Below are 16,390 nucleotides of genomic sequence, written 5' to 3'. Positions count from 1 at the left end.
AACCATGAGAACACCGATTATCGCAGGTAACTGGAAAATGTTCAAAACGGTTTCCGAATCCAATGACTTCATTCAGGAAGTTAAAGGAAAAGCGGAAGTTGAAGGCGTAGAGACTGTTATCTGCGCACCGTTTACGAATCTGCCATCTCTGGTAGAAGCCGTTAAAGGCACAAACATCAAAATTGGTGCACAAAATCTTCATTTTGAAGACAACGGTGCATTCACAGGTGAAATCAGCGGCGTTATGCTGAAAGACCTGGGCGTGGATTATGTCATTATTGGTCACTCGGAGCGCCGTCAATATTTTGCGGAAACCGATGAGACTGTCAATAAAAAGTTGCATGCAGCATTCCGTCACGGATTGACTCCAATCTTCTGCCTTGGTGAGACGCTTGAAGAGCGCGAAGCGAACCAAACAAAAGACGTATGCAAAGTGCAAACAGAAGCTGCTTTGGCAGGTCTGTCTGCAGAGCAAGCGGTACAAGTGGTTATCGCTTATGAGCCAATCTGGGCGATTGGTACAGGCAAATCCTCCACTTCCCAAGATGCGAATGAAGTTATTGCTTACATCCGTACACTGGTGAAGGATCTGTACAACGAGACGGTTGCGAGTGCAGTTCGTATTCAATACGGCGGCAGTGTTAAACCTGAGAACGTAACAGAATACCTCGGACAAAGCGACATCGACGGCGCGCTTGTTGGCGGTGCCAGCTTGCAGCCGGCTTCGTTCATCGCGCTTGTTGAGGGGGCGAAGTAATGACAGCTCCAAAACCTGTAGCACTGATCATTATGGACGGCTTTGGTCTTCGTAACACGGAGGAAGGCAACGCGGTAGCGCAAGCCAAGAAACCGAACTATGACCGTTTTATGAGCCAATTCCCACATACAACTCTCACTGCTTGCGGTGAAGCTGTAGGTTTGCCGGAAGGGCAAATGGGGAACTCCGAGGTAGGTCACCTGAACATTGGTGCCGGCCGGATCGTATATCAGGATTTGACTCGTATCTCCAAATCGATTCGTGACGGTGAATTTTACGATAATGAGACACTCGTTAAAGCTGTTCGCGAAGCGAAACAAAACGGTAAAAAGCTTCACTTGTATGGTTTGTTGTCCGATGGCGGCGTACATAGTCACATCGACCACTTGTTCGCTATGCTGGATCTTGCCAAAAAAGAAGAAATGAATGACGTATACATTCATGCCTTCATGGATGGCCGTGATGTTATGCCAGATAGCGGTAAAGAGTTCATGCAGAAGCTGATTGCCAAAATCGAGGAAGTCGGTGTAGGACAAATCGCAACGGTTCAAGGTCGCTACTATGCGATGGACCGTGACAAACGTTGGGAACGTGTTGAGAAATCATATCGTGCCATCGTTTATGGTGATGGACCGAAATACACTGATCCACTCAAAGCGGTTGAAGAATCGTATGAAAAATCCGTATTTGACGAATTCGTTGAACCAACGGTTATCGTTAAAGCGGATGGCCAGCCGGTAGGTTTGGTGGAGAGCGGCGATTCCGTCATTTTCCTCAACTTCCGTCCTGACCGTGCGATCCAACTGTCGCAAGTATTCACGAACCAGGATTTCCGTGGTTTCGACCGTGGTCCGAAGTTCCCTGTGGGCTTGCACTTCGTGTGCCTGACCTTGTTCAGCGAGACCGTTGAAGGATATGTGGCGTACTCGCCTAAAAACCTCGACAACACGCTGGGTGAAGTTCTGGTACAGAATAACAAGAAACAATTGCGTATTGCAGAAACCGAGAAATACCCGCACGTAACCTTCTTCTTCAGCGGCGGCCGTGATGTTGAGCTTCCGGGCGAAACACGCGTGCTGATCAACTCACCAAAAGTTGCAACGTACGACTTGCAACCGGAGATGAGCGCGTATGAAGTAGCTGACGCATGTGTTCGCGAGATTGAAGCAGACAAACATGATGCCATCATTCTGAACTTTGCTAACCCTGATATGGTTGGGCACTCCGGCATGCTGGAGCCTACGATTAAGGCAGTAGAAGTAACAGATGAATGTATGGGCCGTGTTGTAGATGCAGTACTCGCTAAAGGCGGCGTTGTGTTGATTACTGCGGATCATGGTAACGCGGATATGGTGTTCGATGAGCAAGGACGTCCGTTCACGGCTCACACAACGAACCCAGTTCCATTCATCGTTACAGATGCTAACGTTACCCTGCGTGAAGGCGGAATCCTCGCAGATATCGCTCCAACGATTCTTGACTTGATGCAATTGCCTAAACCGGAAGAAATGACAGGTACATCCGTCATCGCTACCCGTAAATAAGTTGCTTAGCCACAATATATGAAATTGGGAAGTTTGGCGTTTACCCTGAACGAAGGCAGCAGAAATAGTCTGAAGAAGCGGAGCGTTCGCCTTTATCACATGATTTCAACTTATGACGATAAGTTCAAAGAAATCAGGGGATAACAGAGATCGGAAGACGATTCTGCTAACGTAGTGAAAAGGGAAAACACAAGTGGTCCTAATTTTTAATAAATTTAAATTTAAAGGAGATTATCACTCATGACTATTATTTCTGACGTGTACGCTCGCGAAGTCCTCGACTCCCGCGGTAACCCTACAGTTGAAGTTGAAGTATACCTGGAGTCCGGCGCAATCGGACGCGCTATCGTTCCATCCGGTGCATCCACTGGTGCCCACGAAGCTGTTGAGCTTCGCGATGGCGACAAATCCCGTTACCTGGGTAAAGGCGTTCTGCAAGCTGTTAAAAACGTAAACGAAACAATCGCTCCAGAAGTAATCGGTATGGATGCATTGGATCAACTGGGTATCGACAAATTGATGATCACTTTGGATGGTACGCCAAACAAAGGTAAACTGGGTGCTAACGCAATCTTGGCTGTATCCATGGCAGTAGCTCGCGCAGCTGCTGACGCTCTGGACCTGCCATTGTACGTTTACCTGGGCGGATTCAACGCTAAAGCACTGCCAGTACCAATGATGAACATCATCAACGGTGGTGAGCATGCTGACAACAACATCGACGTTCAAGAGTTCATGGTTCTTCCAGTTGGAGCTCCAAGCTTCAAAGAAGCTCTTCGCGTAGGCGCGGAAATCTTCCACAACCTGAAATCCGTACTGAGCTCCAAAGGTTTGAACACAGCTGTAGGTGACGAAGGTGGTTTCGCACCGAACCTTGGTTCTAACGAAGAAGCAATCACTACAATCATCGAAGCTATTGAAAAAGCTGGTTACAAACCAGGCGTTGACGTATTCCTGGGTATGGACGTTGCTTCCACTGAGTTCTACAAAGATGGTAAGTACACACTTGCTGGCGAAGGTAAATCTTACACTTCTGCTGAGTATGTTGACCTTCTGGCTTCATGGGTTGAGAAATACCCAATCATCACAATCGAAGACGGTATGTCCGAAGATGACTGGGATGGTTGGAAATTGCTCACTGAGAAATTGGGAGACAAAGTACAACTCGTTGGTGATGACCTGTTCGTAACGAACACAGAGCGTCTGGGTAGAGGTATCGAAGAAGGTATCGGTAACTCCATCCTGATCAAAGTTAACCAAATCGGTACATTGACTGAAACATTCGATGCAATCGAAATGGCTAAACGTGCAGGATACACTGCTGTAATCTCCCACCGTTCCGGTGAGTCCGAAGACAGCACAATCGCTGACATCGCTGTTGCAACTAACGCAGGTCAAATCAAAACGGGTGCTCCTTCCCGTACGGACCGTATCGCGAAGTACAACCAATTGCTCCGCATTGAGGATCAACTGGGTGAACTGGCTCAATACAATGGTCTCAAAGGTTTCTACAACCTCAAAAAATAAGTTGTCTTACGACAACTCACGGGCAAGCCGGGTAACCGGCTTGTCTTTTTTATTAATTTTATTTTAATTACTTAAGATTAAGGGCTTGAAAATGTTTGCTGTATCTCAGTAATTGATGAAATGCCACTACTTGTATCACGTTAATAGCTGTGTTACAATTAAAGTAACTGTTTTTATGGTGAGATGTTATGCCCACATGGGTAGGAGGTGGAAAGAATGGATATTGCTTTGAAATTGCTGCTCGTGGTGTTTTCGATCGGTCTAATCACTGTAGTATTGCTGCAGCACGGGAAAAGCGCTGGTTTGGCGGGTGCCATCTCCGGTGGTGCGGAACATCTTTTCGGTAAAACGAAAGCGCGCGGACTGGATCTTTTCCTGCAACGTGCAACAGTTGTACTGGGTGCAGGATTCTTCATTTTGTCTATCATCGTTACGGTTGTCTCCAAGTAAGAGCTGGAGTGCCTGATGTAACGCGATAGTTTCGAGCATGAACGCTTGAATGATTAACCTTCGTTTCGAGAAGAAACGGAGGTTTTTTAATAAATTCATCCATGACCAGTCTTTTCCAATGAACCACATGATTCCGATCTTCGATTTCTTCTCACTTCTGTTCGGTAACCTTCCTACATATTCGCCCTGTTCTGGGCCGATTCTTTTCTGTCTTTTCGAGAGCAAAACACATGTAGCATAAATGCTGTTATGATGCATGAAAGCGCGGTTATGCAAGGGGCCATGAATGCTTGGTTTATTTTGCAGGGTACGGATGCGCCGGATTGAATTCGTGTATACTAGGGTATGAGATAGTGAGGCCTGTGTTAAATGGCTTTTCTATTTGTAAGGTTTCCGATACATAGAGAGATGAGACAAGATTACACTTTTATGTTTCCCGAGGTGAATATTAATGATAACAGAACAACAATTGCTCGACTTTATGCGGGAAACCGCTTATAAACCGATGACTTATCAGGAACTGGAACAGCACTTCGAGATTGAAGATGCGGCTGATTTCAAAGCCTTTTTAATTATGCTTAATACGCTGGAGGAATCCGGCAAAGTTTTGTTGACCCGCAATAACCGCTACGGTATGCCAGAACGTATGGATTTGGTGCGCGGACGTTTGCAGGCTCATGCAAAGGGGTTTGCTTTCCTCATCCCTGAGGATCGGGAACATCCGGATGTGTACATCCACGCCAATGACATGAAAAGCGCGATGAACGGAGATACGGTGTTTGTTAAGGTTACTTCTCAAGGGCCTTCTGGTGGGCGTTTGGAGGGTGAGATTGTCCGTATTGTTACCCGTGCGGTCACGCAAGTGGTCGGTGTATTCCAAAGCCACGAGGTTTATGGTTTCGTCATTCCGGACGATAAGCGGATTAACCGAGATATCTTCATCCCACGTACGAACTTTAATGGAGCTGTAGATGGGCAAAAAGTTGTTGCAAAAATTATCAGCTATCCAGAGGGTCGGGCAGCAGCAGAAGGTGAAGTAATCGAGATCCTCGGTCATAAGGATGAACCGGGTATTGATATTTTGTCCGTAATCCGTAAACATCAGCTGCCTGAAGCCTTCCCCGATGAAGTGGTGGAAGAAGCGGAAAAAGCACCGGATGCCATTACGGAAGAAGAAATTATCCAGCAAGGTCGCCGTGATCTGCGTGGACTTAATATCGTTACGATTGATGGCGAAGACGCGAAGGATCTGGATGACGCTGTCAACGTGGAGAAACTGCCTAACGGTAACTACCGTCTGGGTGTTCATATTGCCGATGTAGGCTATTACGTGCAGGAAAACTCCAAGTTGGACCAGGAAGCTTACAACCGTGGATGCAGCGTGTATCTGGTGGACCGTGTTATTCCTATGCTTCCGCAACGGTTGTCCAACGGGATCTGTAGTTTGAACCCACAAGTAGATCGCTTGACCCTTTCTTGTGAGATGGAATTCAACGACCAGATGAAGGTTGTGAAACACGACATTTTCACAAGTGTGATCAAGACCAAAGAGCGTATGACGTATTCCAATGTTCGTAAAATTCTTGAAGGTGAAGAGCCTGAATTGTTGGAGCGTTACAAGGACCTGGTGGATGATTTCCACTTGATGAAAGAGATTGCCTTGAAGCTTCGTGCGATGCGTATGCGCCGCGGTGCGGTTGACTTTGATTTTGAAGAATCCAAAATCATCGTGGATGAAGAATGCAAACCAGTGGATATCGTGAAACGGGAGCGTTCGATTGCGGAGCAAATTATTGAGGAATTCATGCTGGCAGCCAATGAAACAGTAGCGGAGCATTTCCACTGGTTGAAGGTTCCGTTCATCTATCGTGTGCATGAAGATCCAGATCAGGAAAAACTGCAAAATTTTCTCGCCTTTGCGGCGAATTTCGGACACCACGTCAAGGGACGTGGCAACGCGATTCATCCACGGGCGCTTCAATCCCTTCTTGAGGATATCAAAGAAACGAAAGAACAGACGGTTATCAGTACAATGATGCTGCGTTCCATGAAACAGGCGAAGTATGATTCTGAGATGTCCGGTCACTTTGGTCTGGCGGCAGAGTTCTACAGTCATTTCACATCGCCGATCCGTCGTTATCCCGATCTCGTCATTCACCGTGTTATTCGGGAAGTAATTGAGAACAATGGGGCTTTGCCTGAGAACCGTCAAGAGTATCTGGCTGCACGTATGGCCGATATTGCACAGCAATCTTCGGAACGTGAGCGTGTGGCGGTTGAAGCTGAGCGGGATACAGAGAAAATGAAGAAAGCCGAGTACATGCTCGATAAAGTCGGCGAAGAGTTCGAAGGCATGATCAGCAGTGTTACCAGCTTCGGTATGTTCATTGAACTGGAGAATACGGTAGAAGGTCTGATTCGCCTGAGTGCGCTCACAGACGACTATTACCATTTTGACGATCAACATATGGCTCTGATTGGCGAACGCACCTCCAAGGTCTTCCGCATCGGTGATGAGGTGAAGATTCGTGTGGCGCGTGTGAGCATGGAAGAGTACACGATTGACTTTGAAATGGTCGACATGAAACCTCGCGGTGAACGTCCTGGTGGCTTCAGTGGTGGACGTGGCGGTAAAGGTGGACGTCCTGCTGGTGGCGGCGGACGCGGCGGCGCGAAGAGTGGTTCCGGTGGATTCAGTGGCTCGCGTGGTGGTAAAGGCACCCCTACTGGTGCTGGAGGCAGCCGTGGTGGCAGATCTGCCGATGAGAGCAGCAAAGGCGGACGTGGCGGTCGTAGCGGAGCTTCGAACACAGTAGGAAGCGCAGGTGGCAAAGGTGGCGGCAAACCGAGAGGTGAGCGTCGTGCTGGAGATACTGGCGGATCAGCTGGCCGGAGCAAGGGAGCGGTAAGCTTTGGTTTTGGATCTGGCAAAGGTGGTTATAGCTCTACCGCAGGTGGTCAGGAAGGCACTTCAGCTAGTGGACAAGGGAATGCTCTGAACAGCGGCAGCAGTCGTGGTGAAGGAAGCTTCAAATCCGGTAAAGGCGGAGGTAAAGGTGGCAAAGGCGGTAGTGGACGCAAAAACACCTCACCTAGCGGTGTGTTTATTGGAGAAGGAGCTACACCAGGCGGTGTTCAGGAAGGTGGAGCACCACGTCGTAAGCGCAAAAAGAATAAAGGTGCACCTGCCAACGGAACGGCGGCTTTTGTACGGAAGAAGAAAAAGTAAACGCGTTTCGCTGAACATGAAATGAGTGTAATGAGAAGGGGCGGCGCAGACCGCCTCTTTCTTGATTTTAACAGCGGTCCTTGCTACAATTAAGGTCTGGCATGTGGTACCTGAGGAAATGTGTGGTGCGCTGCTGTAGAGCATAGGTACCGGCTTATTTTACGGAGAAGGAGTGAGGACATGGGCAAGAATGATGGACAGAGTAAAGTGCTTGCACAGAATAAAAAGGCTTCCCATGACTACTTCATTGAAGATACGTATGAAGCGGGCATGGTGCTTACCGGAACGGAGATAAAATCTCTTCGTAACGGCCGTGCGAATATTGGCGATGCATTTGCCACGATTCGGAACGGTGAGATTCATATTCACAATATGCATATTAGTCCTTTTGAACAAGGGAACCGTCATAATCCAATTGATCCAACCCGTACGCGCAAACTGCTGATGCATAAAGTGCAGATTCACAAACTGCTAGGGCTGTCGAAGCAGGACGGATACAGTATAGTGCCGCTGAAGATCTATATTCGTAACGGGTATGCGAAGCTCTTGCTTGGACTGGGTAAAGGTAAGAAGCAGTATGATAAGCGGGAGTCTGCCGCAAAACGCGATGCACAACGTGATATTCAACGGGTACTGCGCGAGAAGCAGAAGGTGGCTCGTTGATTGGGATTTGCGGATTGCTATGTGTTGATTTGCTCATGGTAAGTTAGTTAGTGATGCAGGTTATGTTAGAAATTAGGATCTCAGGTTTTACCCGTAGTTGGGTGGAGCTTGGGATTTTTTGTTTTGATTAGAGGTTCCTTGTTAAGGGGAAGCGGTGTAATGAGTTTGGCGCAACACGCTCATTTGCCGAGCGCCAGTCAAATTATTGTGCCGGTTATGATATGAGATACACCAGTTGTTGCCACGTATCCTGTCTATTAAGATGTTAGGTTAGTAAAAGTTAAAACTGTATGGTTTATTGGCAAGGTTGATGGAGTAAGTTTGCAGATGGCTGCGTAGTTTGTTCGGATCGTGGGTAAGATAGTTAAGTGGAACTGTTTGTGAATCGTTGGCATTCGGTACTCAACTTTACTTCCCTTGAGGGACGCGGTATAATATGTAGACGCTTGAGCTTCATATGTGTGTTGGTTAAACTTGCACAGTTGCTCAGTCTGCTGGAACGTCTTCCAGCAATCTGTACTATATCGGTGATTGTTGCTGTGTTATGATGTTCTAGTAGCAGACAGGAATGCCGAGTTTGAAAGAAGCATCTTTTTACCTTGGAGGAAAAAGATGTGCAGCACCTTTGCTCCGTATTCACGGATTAATCCTGGAGCCCTTCTTATATGAGGGGGCGTTTATGGATTCGACGGGGATAGTACGAGCATGGGTAGCGGGTAGTGGGGACGCGTCCACTTCATCAACGCTAAAGCCTATTAAACGGCAAACAACAAACAAACTACGCTTTCGCAGCCTAAGAAACTGTGTGCGTGCTTCTAACCTGCATCGCCCATGTGACAGGATTAGGGGCTAACAAGTAGTGGGATACGCTGTCACATCTCCGCCTGGGGTGTGCTGAAGAAGACAATCAGGCTGACCCAACGTATAGCCGGTTACGGGGCGATACTCGGGTGACATCAAAACTGTGACTACACCCGTAGAAGCTTATGTGTCGTTATCTTCGGACAGGGGTTCGACTCCCCTCGCCTCCATTAGAGTCAAAAACCACCAACCAGCGTTCTGGTTGGTGGTTTTTCTGTTTATGATATAATCTTTGTGAAATAAGCTGATGCAAGCCCGATATACTCTGTAATCTCCCAAAGGAGGCAAAAAAGCATGAACCAAACGCAGCAACAGATCCGCGAGTTTGTTGCAGGGATACAAGCATATGTCTCGCCAGTAAATGTGATTAATCCTTGGAGAGATTATGTGACGGGCTATGATATCGGCACCGAAGCGGTGGGCTATCAAGGGGCGAGGTTCTTCGGCGTACCTTTGACGTCCGAGTGGATGGTTACAGGGAATCACTCGCTGGTGAATCACCAGATGATTTTTTCAGGTGAGGCCGGGCATCCGAACAAGCCTGCCCAGTATCGTCAAACCTAACCGGAGTCAGGAACTGTATGGATTCGCAGAACCGGCAGTATCCATCATATGGTGCGAAGTGTTATCCAGTCTAAGGTGGAAACCAACGGACTTTATTTTTTGGAACATCTATCCCTTTCATCCTTATCAATCTTCTGAAAACAGGATGACGAATCGAACGCCGACTTTGGCAGAGTTGGAGGATGGTGTTTATTTCGCCAGACAGCGTATGCAACTCAATTCTGATGCTCAGATCGTGGCTATTGGCAGAAAGTCAGCAGACACGTTAAGCTCCCATCTCATTAAACATCACCATGTTCCTCATCCTGCAAATGGAAGGGCAGTACAATTCCAAAAAGCAGTAAGGTCAATTATCTAGCCCATTTTGAACTGGAGGAATGTAAGGCTAACATATGCACCTTATCGTCCAAGTGCTGTACACATAACGTAATGCCCTATCATATAAAGATTGGTTGGTGAAGCTGAATGAGTGAAAAATACTGGCTTGTGGTGCAATATCCGCTGAAGAGTGCGCAGGGCAGTAAACGAGATTATTGGTTGAAGGAAAAGGTGATGGAATATCTGGAAACCGTTCTAACTCAGGCGGATTTGGGAGAGGTGGATGGATGTGATCTGGGTAGCCGTGTGGCTGATCCAAAGGAATATGTAATGAACATTTTTTGTGTGGTAACGGACGAGGATCGGAGCATAGCGCTAATTAAAAAAGTGCTGAGAGAGAGTCGGCTGGATTACACACGTATCCAAATCGCTACGATGCCATACGGCATAGAAGGAAGCTACACACTGAAATATGCCTCCAAAAAAGGCGTTACCGAATTCTCGCTTTGATCACGATTCGCTGTTTCTTACCATAACGTACTGTCAGTAGCAAGAATTATGCTCGTACATATCGTAATTTTGCTCAAAAGTATGCACATATCGAGGTAGATGTTTATCAGCGTCTTTTGTGTATTAAGAACCTCCGCATCCCGCGCATCACTCTCCATCCGGCACAAACCACAACTTATTTTCTGTACCTCCAAAATTTTATAAATCAGTACTCCTTGCGGGGTATAATTGGTGCGGGACTGATGATTACGACGGTGCCAACGGTAGTCATCTATCTGCTGTTGAACAAACAGGTGCAGAAGAGCATGATCGCAGGTGCGATCAAAGGTTAGATTAGAAGAGCAGGTAAAGGTGTGATCTCTGAACTAGACCGGAGTATATAATCATGGAATAATAAGGGAGAATGTAGACAGACAGTTGCAGAGAGGGGGCATTGCTTTATGGTTAATATCGCGTTGGTAGAGCAGGAATCTGTTCGGGAAAAGGTTGTGGCGTTCACGTTTGATGATGGTCCTCATCCGATATATACACGTCAAGTGCTTGAGATATTCCGCAGTGCGAGTGGGCGGGCGACGTTTTTCATGATTGGCAAAGAGATGAAGGCTCACCCGGAGATTGCGGCGGAGGTGCACCGTGAAGGGCATGAGATCGGAAACCATACGTACACGCATCCGGACCTGACAAAGCTGACGCTGAAAGCAGCCGGAGAGGAACTGCAACGTGCAGAAAGTCTTGTTCAAGAAATTACGGGGCAACCTACCCGCTGCTTCCGCCCGCCTTATTTTGGCGTAAACGATGACATTCTGTCTCTGGCGGCGGAGCGCGGATATCAAACGATTGGTGCGGTAAACGGTGATGCGAAGGATTGGGACAATCCCGGCGTTGAGCACATTCTAGAGCATACCCGGTCTGCGGTGAAACCCGGGAGTGTGTTAATATTCCATGACGGGTATGGGGATCGCTCCGAGACAGTGGAGGCGGTTCGAGTGTTGGTGAATGAACTTGTCGCGGAAGGGTACCGATTGGTCACGGTAAGTGAATTGTTGAGATTTTCTAAGTAATCGATAAACAGAGAATTATTGATTGGGCCCATCATTCATTGGAATGATAGGGTCCTCTTTCTTGTCCAGTATCGACCAGCCCCAGAAGTTTAATTATTGAACAAGGGTTCCGTGCGAAGCAAATAGTTACCCCGTACTTCCGCCGTCCAATTAGCAAAGACCTCTCTCCATTGAACACTGTTAAAGAAATCGTCTACGGATTGGTTATCGGAATCCCAGTCAACAAATATGTTGAGAGGTGTGATTCCTCCAGCCCAAATCCCATTACTGACGTCCGTTCCCTTCTCTCTCACTAATAAGATTGGAATGCCGAATTGAAAGGCCATGGCAGGCTCGATTTGAGAAAAGGTCGACCCTTCCCAGAACGGAGTGGTCGTTGGGGGCTCCCCTACATTGGATTCAAGAATTTGAACATAAAATCTGCGGAAGTTGATTGCGAGCAATCCATAGCTTGAAAAAACCAGGCGTCGTATATTCGTTAGAATGTTTTCCGGGTATTGTTCACTAACGGGCAATGTGCGGGGGAAGAGCAGTGCATCTTCAATTTCCCTAATCAGACGGTTCAAAAATTGCTCTTGCGGGCCATTTACCGTGTTGGTTGTACTCAAAAATATAGGAATACGAAAAGCACGGTCTACACATGCATCTATAGCGGATGTTGTGTCCTTTTCATTATGAATGGCCTTATTTGGATTTGAGGAAGATGTTCTTAAATTACCGCGTACGGGTGGAAGCTCCGTTACCATGCTTACGGGGGAAAGCTTTTTCATGGCAATAGGCTGAGTCTTAGCTTTATTTTTTGGATTACTCAAGGTTCACATCTCCAATGCAAGAGTCTGGTTTATATTTAGCCCAGTCTATGCACATTAGCCCATTTATGTGACGTGATACTCATGAGAGGAGCATACCCTTTACCCCATCAACCGATTACTGTAATTTTTTGAAATTTTACTTCGTACTAGAATGTAATTTATAATAATAAGTTAATATAAACCGCGTCAGGAGGATACAATGGACTTTATCAAAAATCAACTAGACGGAACTGGCATGAGTGAACAAACCATTGGATATCTTTCGAATTTGATCATGGTGTTATTTATAGCTGTGGTCTCCATACTGGCCAATTTTATAGCCAAAAAAATCGTACTGAAGATTATTATCCAAATCATCAACAACAATCGGTACACGTGGGATAAAATCATCGTGGAGAAAAAAGTGTTCCACAACCTATCGCATCTGGTACCGGCGATAATCATCTATTATTCTGCGTATGTCTTCCCGTCCTATCAAGCTTTGATTGAAAAAGCAGCTTTAACTTATATGATCGTCATAACCATCACGGTATTAAATGCGTTACTTAATGCCTTTGATACCATATATCGTTCTTATGAAGTCTCCAAGATCAGACCCATTAAGGGATACATTCAGGTAGCCAAGATCATTCTTTTCATTATTGGAGGCATTATCGTCATCTCGAGCCTCATTGGACAGAATCCATTGATTATTCTCAGTGGACTCGGCGCTTTATCAGCTGTTCTGATGCTCGTCTTCAAGGACTCCATATTGGGACTGGTGGCAGGCGTGCAATTATCATCGAATGACATGGTGCGTGTTGGTGACTGGATTGAAATGCCCAAATATAATGCCGACGGCGACGTCATCGATATTACATTAAATACGGTAAAGGTTATGAATTTCGATAAAACGATCACGATGATTCCGAGCTACGCGCTCATCTCGGATTCTTTTAAAAATTGGAGAGGCATGCAGGTATCTGGTGGCAGAAGGATTAAGCGAAGCGTCTATATTGATACAAGCAGCATAAGCTTCTGCACCAAGGAAATGATTGGGGAATTTCAGAAGATCCACTATCTTACGGATTATCTCGCGACAAAATTAAATGAAATTAACGAATATAATATGGAACACCATATTAATACGGAAAGCATTGTGAACGGTAGACAGCTTACGAATGTGGGTGTATTCCGAGAATATATCCATCAATATTTGAGGAATCATCCGAAAATTCATAAGGATATGACGTTGATTGTGAGACAGTTAGCGCCTGGTGATAATGGTCTACCACTTGAAATCTATGCCTTCAGCAATGATATCACCTGGGGTGTGTATGAATCTGTTCAAGCGGATATTTTTGACCACATCTTCGCCGTTGCGCCGACATTTGGCCTTCGTGCTTTCCAAAATCCAACAGGTCATGATATCGTGCAACTAAAAGAAAACCCCCAGTATTCGAGAGGATATTGAGATATGTTATTTACCTAATCCAAAATGAATATCGACAGAGGAAGCACCGTAAAGGTGCTTTTTTTGTTCAAAAAGTGACATATACACTATTTACAAAAATGGAAATAATTAATAGTATAATTATATGGGCATGATTTCCAGATTTTATTTTAGACGTATTATCTTGAAGCTAGAAATAAAATGTCCCGCTTGAAGATTGGAAAATTTAATGGAGGTGAATTTCGTGGCACGTGTATTAGTTGTAATGATGCCTGCAGAAGGTCATATCAATCCGACGCTCGGAATAATCAAGGAACTGATAGAGAACGGCGATGAAGTCGTCTACTGTTGTACGGAAAAATATCGGACGAAGATTGAAGCATTAGGCGCACAATTTAAAGCATACTCCTTCAACGAGGCAACCTTGCTTAACAATCCAGATAGGAAGCCATTTGAAATCAAGCACCCTTACCAATTTTTATATATGGTTTTGAAAAAAATTATTCAACGGTTTATTCCAGATGTTCTGAATCTGATCGAAAATGAAACCTATGATTATTTAATTTTTGACTCCTTAATAGGCTGGGGAGGACAAATTTTAGGTGAAAAGCTGGGTATCCCAGCGGTATGCTCAACCACCACTTTTGTTTTTGTGGAGCCTCTCGGATTCGGTAATAAAAATCAACTGAAGGATGACGATGAGGAGGTCAAGAAGCTATATAACGGCATCATCGAGATGTCCCAGCAATTAGCTTCCCAGTTCAATGTAGCTGTTCCTTCTCTGTCAGAACTTTCTGGGCATCCAGGACAACTGAAGATTGTTTATACAAGCCGCTATTTTCAACCCATGGGGGACAAGCTGGACGAAAGCTTTGTGTTCACGGGCCCATCTATTACACCTCGTAAGGATGCACCATCCTTCGCAAAGGAATCTCTGCATGCCGTTTATAAACAGGCGGTTTATATTTCGATGGGAACCATTTTAAATAAGGATCTTGATTTTTATAGGCTGTGCTTTACGGCTTTCGGTGATTTGTCTGTGCAGTTTATATTGTCTTCAGGGAAGGACACTGATTTGGAGCCGATTGCTGATCTCATTCCTGACAATTTCATCATCAGACCCTATCTCCCACAATTGGAAGTGTTGCAGGGGGTAGATGCTTTTCTGACACATGCGGGCATGAACAGTACAAGCGAAGCATTGTATTATAATGTACCCTTGGTCATGCTCCCGTTAACCTCGGATCAGCCGCGTGTAGCAGGCCGGGTGCAGGAGCTCGGAGCAGGGGTCATCGTGGATAAAAATAACCTTACACCCGACGTACTGAGAAACGCGGTATTAGAAGTGCTCGGCAATGTCTCCTACAAAGAACATGCTGAGGTTATTGGGAAAACGTTACGCGATGCTGGCGGGTACAAGCAGGCTGCTATGGCCATTCAGAACTTTATGGGTAATCGGTCGTTATCGGCCACGCCGATCTCTTCGCATGAATAAAGAGGCAACTTGCCTCTATTAAAATTAGAAGAGAAAGCCACCACCCCATATAACGGGGTGGTGGCTTATATTTGATTCATCCGCGTATGGAGGGGTAGAATAAACGGAGAGGGCATATCACCTTTTCCATATCGTTTTAGTATATCTTTCGCAAAGGAGAGTTTACCAGATGAATCATACAATTCCGGAATATACGTTGAATGATGGCTTAAAAGTACCTGCCATTGGCTTCGGTACCTATAGCTTAAAAGGCGAAAAAGGCGTTAAATCCATAGCTTCGGCGATGGATGCAGGTTATCGACTGATTGACACAGCGTATAACTATGAGAACGAGGCGACTGTCGGGAAGGCTATTAAGCAGAGCTCCGTTTCCAGAGAAGACCTGCTCATTTCATCTAAACTGCCAGGGCGTTACCATGCTTTTGAAAAGGCGATTGTAGCCGTCCAAGAATCTCTATACAGAGCAGATCTGGATTATTATGATCTATATCTGATTCACTGGCCGAATCCCAAGCAGGATATGTATGTGGAAGCGTGGCAGGCACTCATTGAGGCGAAAAAACGCGGATATATCCGTTCCATCGGAGTTAGCAATTTCCTTCCGGAACACAATGAACGCCTGATTAAGGAGACGGGAATAGCGCCAAGTCTGAATCAGATTGAGCTGCATCCATTCTTTGACCAAGCGGATCAACGGGAGAAGGATTCGCAGCATGGCATTATTAACGAATCGTGGAGTCCAATTGGTCGTGGTAATGATGCTGTACAAGATATCGTAAAAGATGAGCAGATCCTTCGTATTGCCGAAGCTCATGGCAAAACGGGTACGCAGGTTATTTTGCGCTGGCATACCCAGCTTGGGTCAATTCCTATTCCTAAAGCTGGCTCGCTTCAACACCAGCAAGAAAATATCGATATTTTCGATTTCGAGCTGAGCGAGAAAGAGATGGAAGTCATTTCTTCATATAATCGTAAAGATGGACGACTGTGGAATCAGGACCCGAGTGAATACGAAGAATTTTAAATTGCTGAATTTGAATACGTGCCATACACCGTAAGGTGGGGAAAATGAGTATAAAGGAAACATAGCCTCCTATTCTACAGAGATGTAGATAGGAGGCTTTTTGTTGTATTAAAAAAGTGGATGCAATTGGAGCAGGAGTAATA

Annotated in this window: 13 protein-coding genes and 1 other RNA gene; 13 read left to right on the top strand and 1 reads right to left on the bottom strand. The window is 45.9% G+C overall.

The features are described 5' to 3' along the window. The first annotated feature begins 4 nt into the window (after positions 1 to 4). The 10 genes from tpiA to MHB84_RS12085 all read left to right on the top strand — a co-directional run bounded on the left by tpiA (position 5) and on the right by MHB84_RS12085 (position 11,484). Positions 5 to 757: a triose-phosphate isomerase gene (gene tpiA, locus MHB84_RS12130; protein ID WP_076291985.1), complete on the top strand. Its 753-nt coding sequence runs from the start codon at positions 5 to 7 to the stop codon at positions 755 to 757. Further along, a complete protein-coding gene (gene gpmI / locus MHB84_RS12125) occupies positions 757 to 2,301 on the top strand; it encodes a 2,3-bisphosphoglycerate-independent phosphoglycerate mutase (protein ID WP_076291984.1) in 1,545 nt (514 codons plus the stop codon). The genes tpiA and gpmI overlap by 1 nt, the downstream gene beginning before the upstream one ends. A 240-nt stretch (positions 2,302 to 2,541) precedes the next feature. Then, positions 2,542 to 3,828 carry a phosphopyruvate hydratase gene (gene eno / locus MHB84_RS12120; protein ID WP_076291983.1) on the top strand — a complete coding sequence of 429 codons (1,287 nt, stop codon included), beginning with the start codon at positions 2,542 to 2,544 and terminating at the stop codon, positions 3,826 to 3,828. A gap of 216 nt (positions 3,829 to 4,044) precedes the next feature. Continuing rightward, positions 4,045 to 4,278, top strand: a complete 234-nt coding sequence (gene secG, locus MHB84_RS12115; RefSeq protein ID WP_024629498.1) for a preprotein translocase subunit SecG — start codon at positions 4,045 to 4,047, stop codon at positions 4,276 to 4,278. Positions 4,279 to 4,729: 451 nt separating this feature from the next. Continuing rightward, the gene (gene rnr / locus MHB84_RS12110) at positions 4,730 to 7,507 is read left to right on the top strand and encodes a ribonuclease R (protein ID WP_076291982.1); all 2,778 of its coding nucleotides are present in this window, start codon (positions 4,730 to 4,732) and stop codon (positions 7,505 to 7,507) included. A 180-nt stretch (positions 7,508 to 7,687) separates the two neighbouring features. After that, positions 7,688 to 8,170, top strand: coding sequence for an SsrA-binding protein SmpB (smpB, locus tag MHB84_RS12105; RefSeq protein ID WP_024629496.1), 483 nt, complete (start codon positions 7,688 to 7,690; stop codon positions 8,168 to 8,170). Positions 8,171 to 8,839: 669 nt separating this feature from the next. Then, positions 8,840 to 9,204, top strand: a transfer-messenger RNA (tmRNA) gene (ssrA, locus tag MHB84_RS12100). Positions 9,205 to 9,325: 121 nt separating this feature from the next. Then, positions 9,326 to 9,595 (top strand): hypothetical protein, encoded by a 270-nt coding sequence (locus MHB84_RS12095; protein WP_076291981.1) that lies wholly within the window; start codon positions 9,326 to 9,328, stop codon positions 9,593 to 9,595. Between the two features lie 465 nt (positions 9,596 to 10,060). Next, complete coding sequence (locus MHB84_RS12090; RefSeq protein ID WP_076291980.1) at positions 10,061 to 10,423, top strand: hypothetical protein; 363 nt, start codon at positions 10,061 to 10,063, stop codon at positions 10,421 to 10,423. Positions 10,424 to 10,863: 440 nt separating this feature from the next. Further along, positions 10,864 to 11,484: a polysaccharide deacetylase family protein gene (locus tag MHB84_RS12085; RefSeq protein WP_076291978.1), complete on the top strand. Its 621-nt coding sequence runs from the start codon at positions 10,864 to 10,866 to the stop codon at positions 11,482 to 11,484. 89 nt (positions 11,485 to 11,573) lie between these two features. On the opposite strand, the gene MHB84_RS12080 is transcribed toward MHB84_RS12085, so the two are convergent. Beyond that, the gene (locus tag MHB84_RS12080; protein ID WP_083679138.1) at positions 11,574 to 12,296 is read right to left on the bottom strand and encodes a hypothetical protein; all 723 of its coding nucleotides are present in this window, start codon (positions 12,294 to 12,296) and stop codon (positions 11,574 to 11,576) included. A 199-nt stretch (positions 12,297 to 12,495) separates the two neighbouring features. Between MHB84_RS12080 and MHB84_RS12075 the strand changes: the two genes are divergently transcribed. The 3 genes from MHB84_RS12075 to MHB84_RS12065 all read left to right on the top strand — a co-directional run bounded on the left by MHB84_RS12075 (position 12,496) and on the right by MHB84_RS12065 (position 16,247). Further along, positions 12,496 to 13,749 (top strand): mechanosensitive ion channel family protein, encoded by a 1,254-nt coding sequence (locus MHB84_RS12075; RefSeq protein WP_076291977.1) that lies wholly within the window; start codon positions 12,496 to 12,498, stop codon positions 13,747 to 13,749. A gap of 223 nt (positions 13,750 to 13,972) precedes the next feature. Then, entirely contained in the window at positions 13,973 to 15,223 is a 1,251-nt protein-coding gene (locus MHB84_RS12070) for a macrolide family glycosyltransferase (protein ID WP_076291976.1), read from the top strand. Positions 15,224 to 15,392: 169 nt separating this feature from the next. Further along, positions 15,393 to 16,247, top strand: coding sequence for an aldo/keto reductase (locus tag MHB84_RS12065; RefSeq protein ID WP_076291975.1), 855 nt, complete (start codon positions 15,393 to 15,395; stop codon positions 16,245 to 16,247). The last annotated feature ends 143 nt before the right edge of the window (positions 16,248 to 16,390 follow it).

The organism is Paenibacillus sp. FSL F4-0087 (genome assembly GCF_038020215.1).
GTDB classification, from domain to species: Bacteria; Bacillota; Bacilli; order Paenibacillales; family Paenibacillaceae; genus Paenibacillus; species Paenibacillus taichungensis.
Note: the sequence above shows the minus strand (reverse complement) of the source record. Positions and strands in the feature narration are given on the sequence as shown.

Bases quoted from the DNA above. Each gene is read 5' to 3' on its own strand.
- MHB84_RS12085 (WP_076291978.1), top strand. From the start codon at position 10,864: ATGGTTAATATCGCGTTGGTAGAGCAGGAATCTGTTCGGGAAAAGGTT.
- tpiA (WP_076291985.1), top strand. From the start codon at position 5: ATGAGAACACCGATTATCGCAGGTAACTGGAAAATGTTCAAAACGGTT.
- secG (WP_024629498.1), top strand. From the start codon at position 4,045: ATGGATATTGCTTTGAAATTGCTGCTCGTGGTGTTTTCGATCGGTCTA.
- MHB84_RS12095 (WP_076291981.1), top strand. From the start codon at position 9,326: ATGAACCAAACGCAGCAACAGATCCGCGAGTTTGTTGCAGGGATACAA.
- MHB84_RS12075 (WP_076291977.1), top strand. From the start codon at position 12,496: ATGGACTTTATCAAAAATCAACTAGACGGAACTGGCATGAGTGAACAA.
- smpB (WP_024629496.1), top strand. From the start codon at position 7,688: ATGGGCAAGAATGATGGACAGAGTAAAGTGCTTGCACAGAATAAAAAG.
- MHB84_RS12090 (WP_076291980.1), top strand. From the start codon at position 10,061: ATGAGTGAAAAATACTGGCTTGTGGTGCAATATCCGCTGAAGAGTGCG.
- eno (WP_076291983.1), top strand. From the start codon at position 2,542: ATGACTATTATTTCTGACGTGTACGCTCGCGAAGTCCTCGACTCCCGC.
- rnr (WP_076291982.1), top strand. From the start codon at position 4,730: ATGATAACAGAACAACAATTGCTCGACTTTATGCGGGAAACCGCTTAT.
- MHB84_RS12065 (WP_076291975.1), top strand. From the start codon at position 15,393: ATGAATCATACAATTCCGGAATATACGTTGAATGATGGCTTAAAAGTA.
- gpmI (WP_076291984.1), top strand. From the start codon at position 757: ATGACAGCTCCAAAACCTGTAGCACTGATCATTATGGACGGCTTTGGT.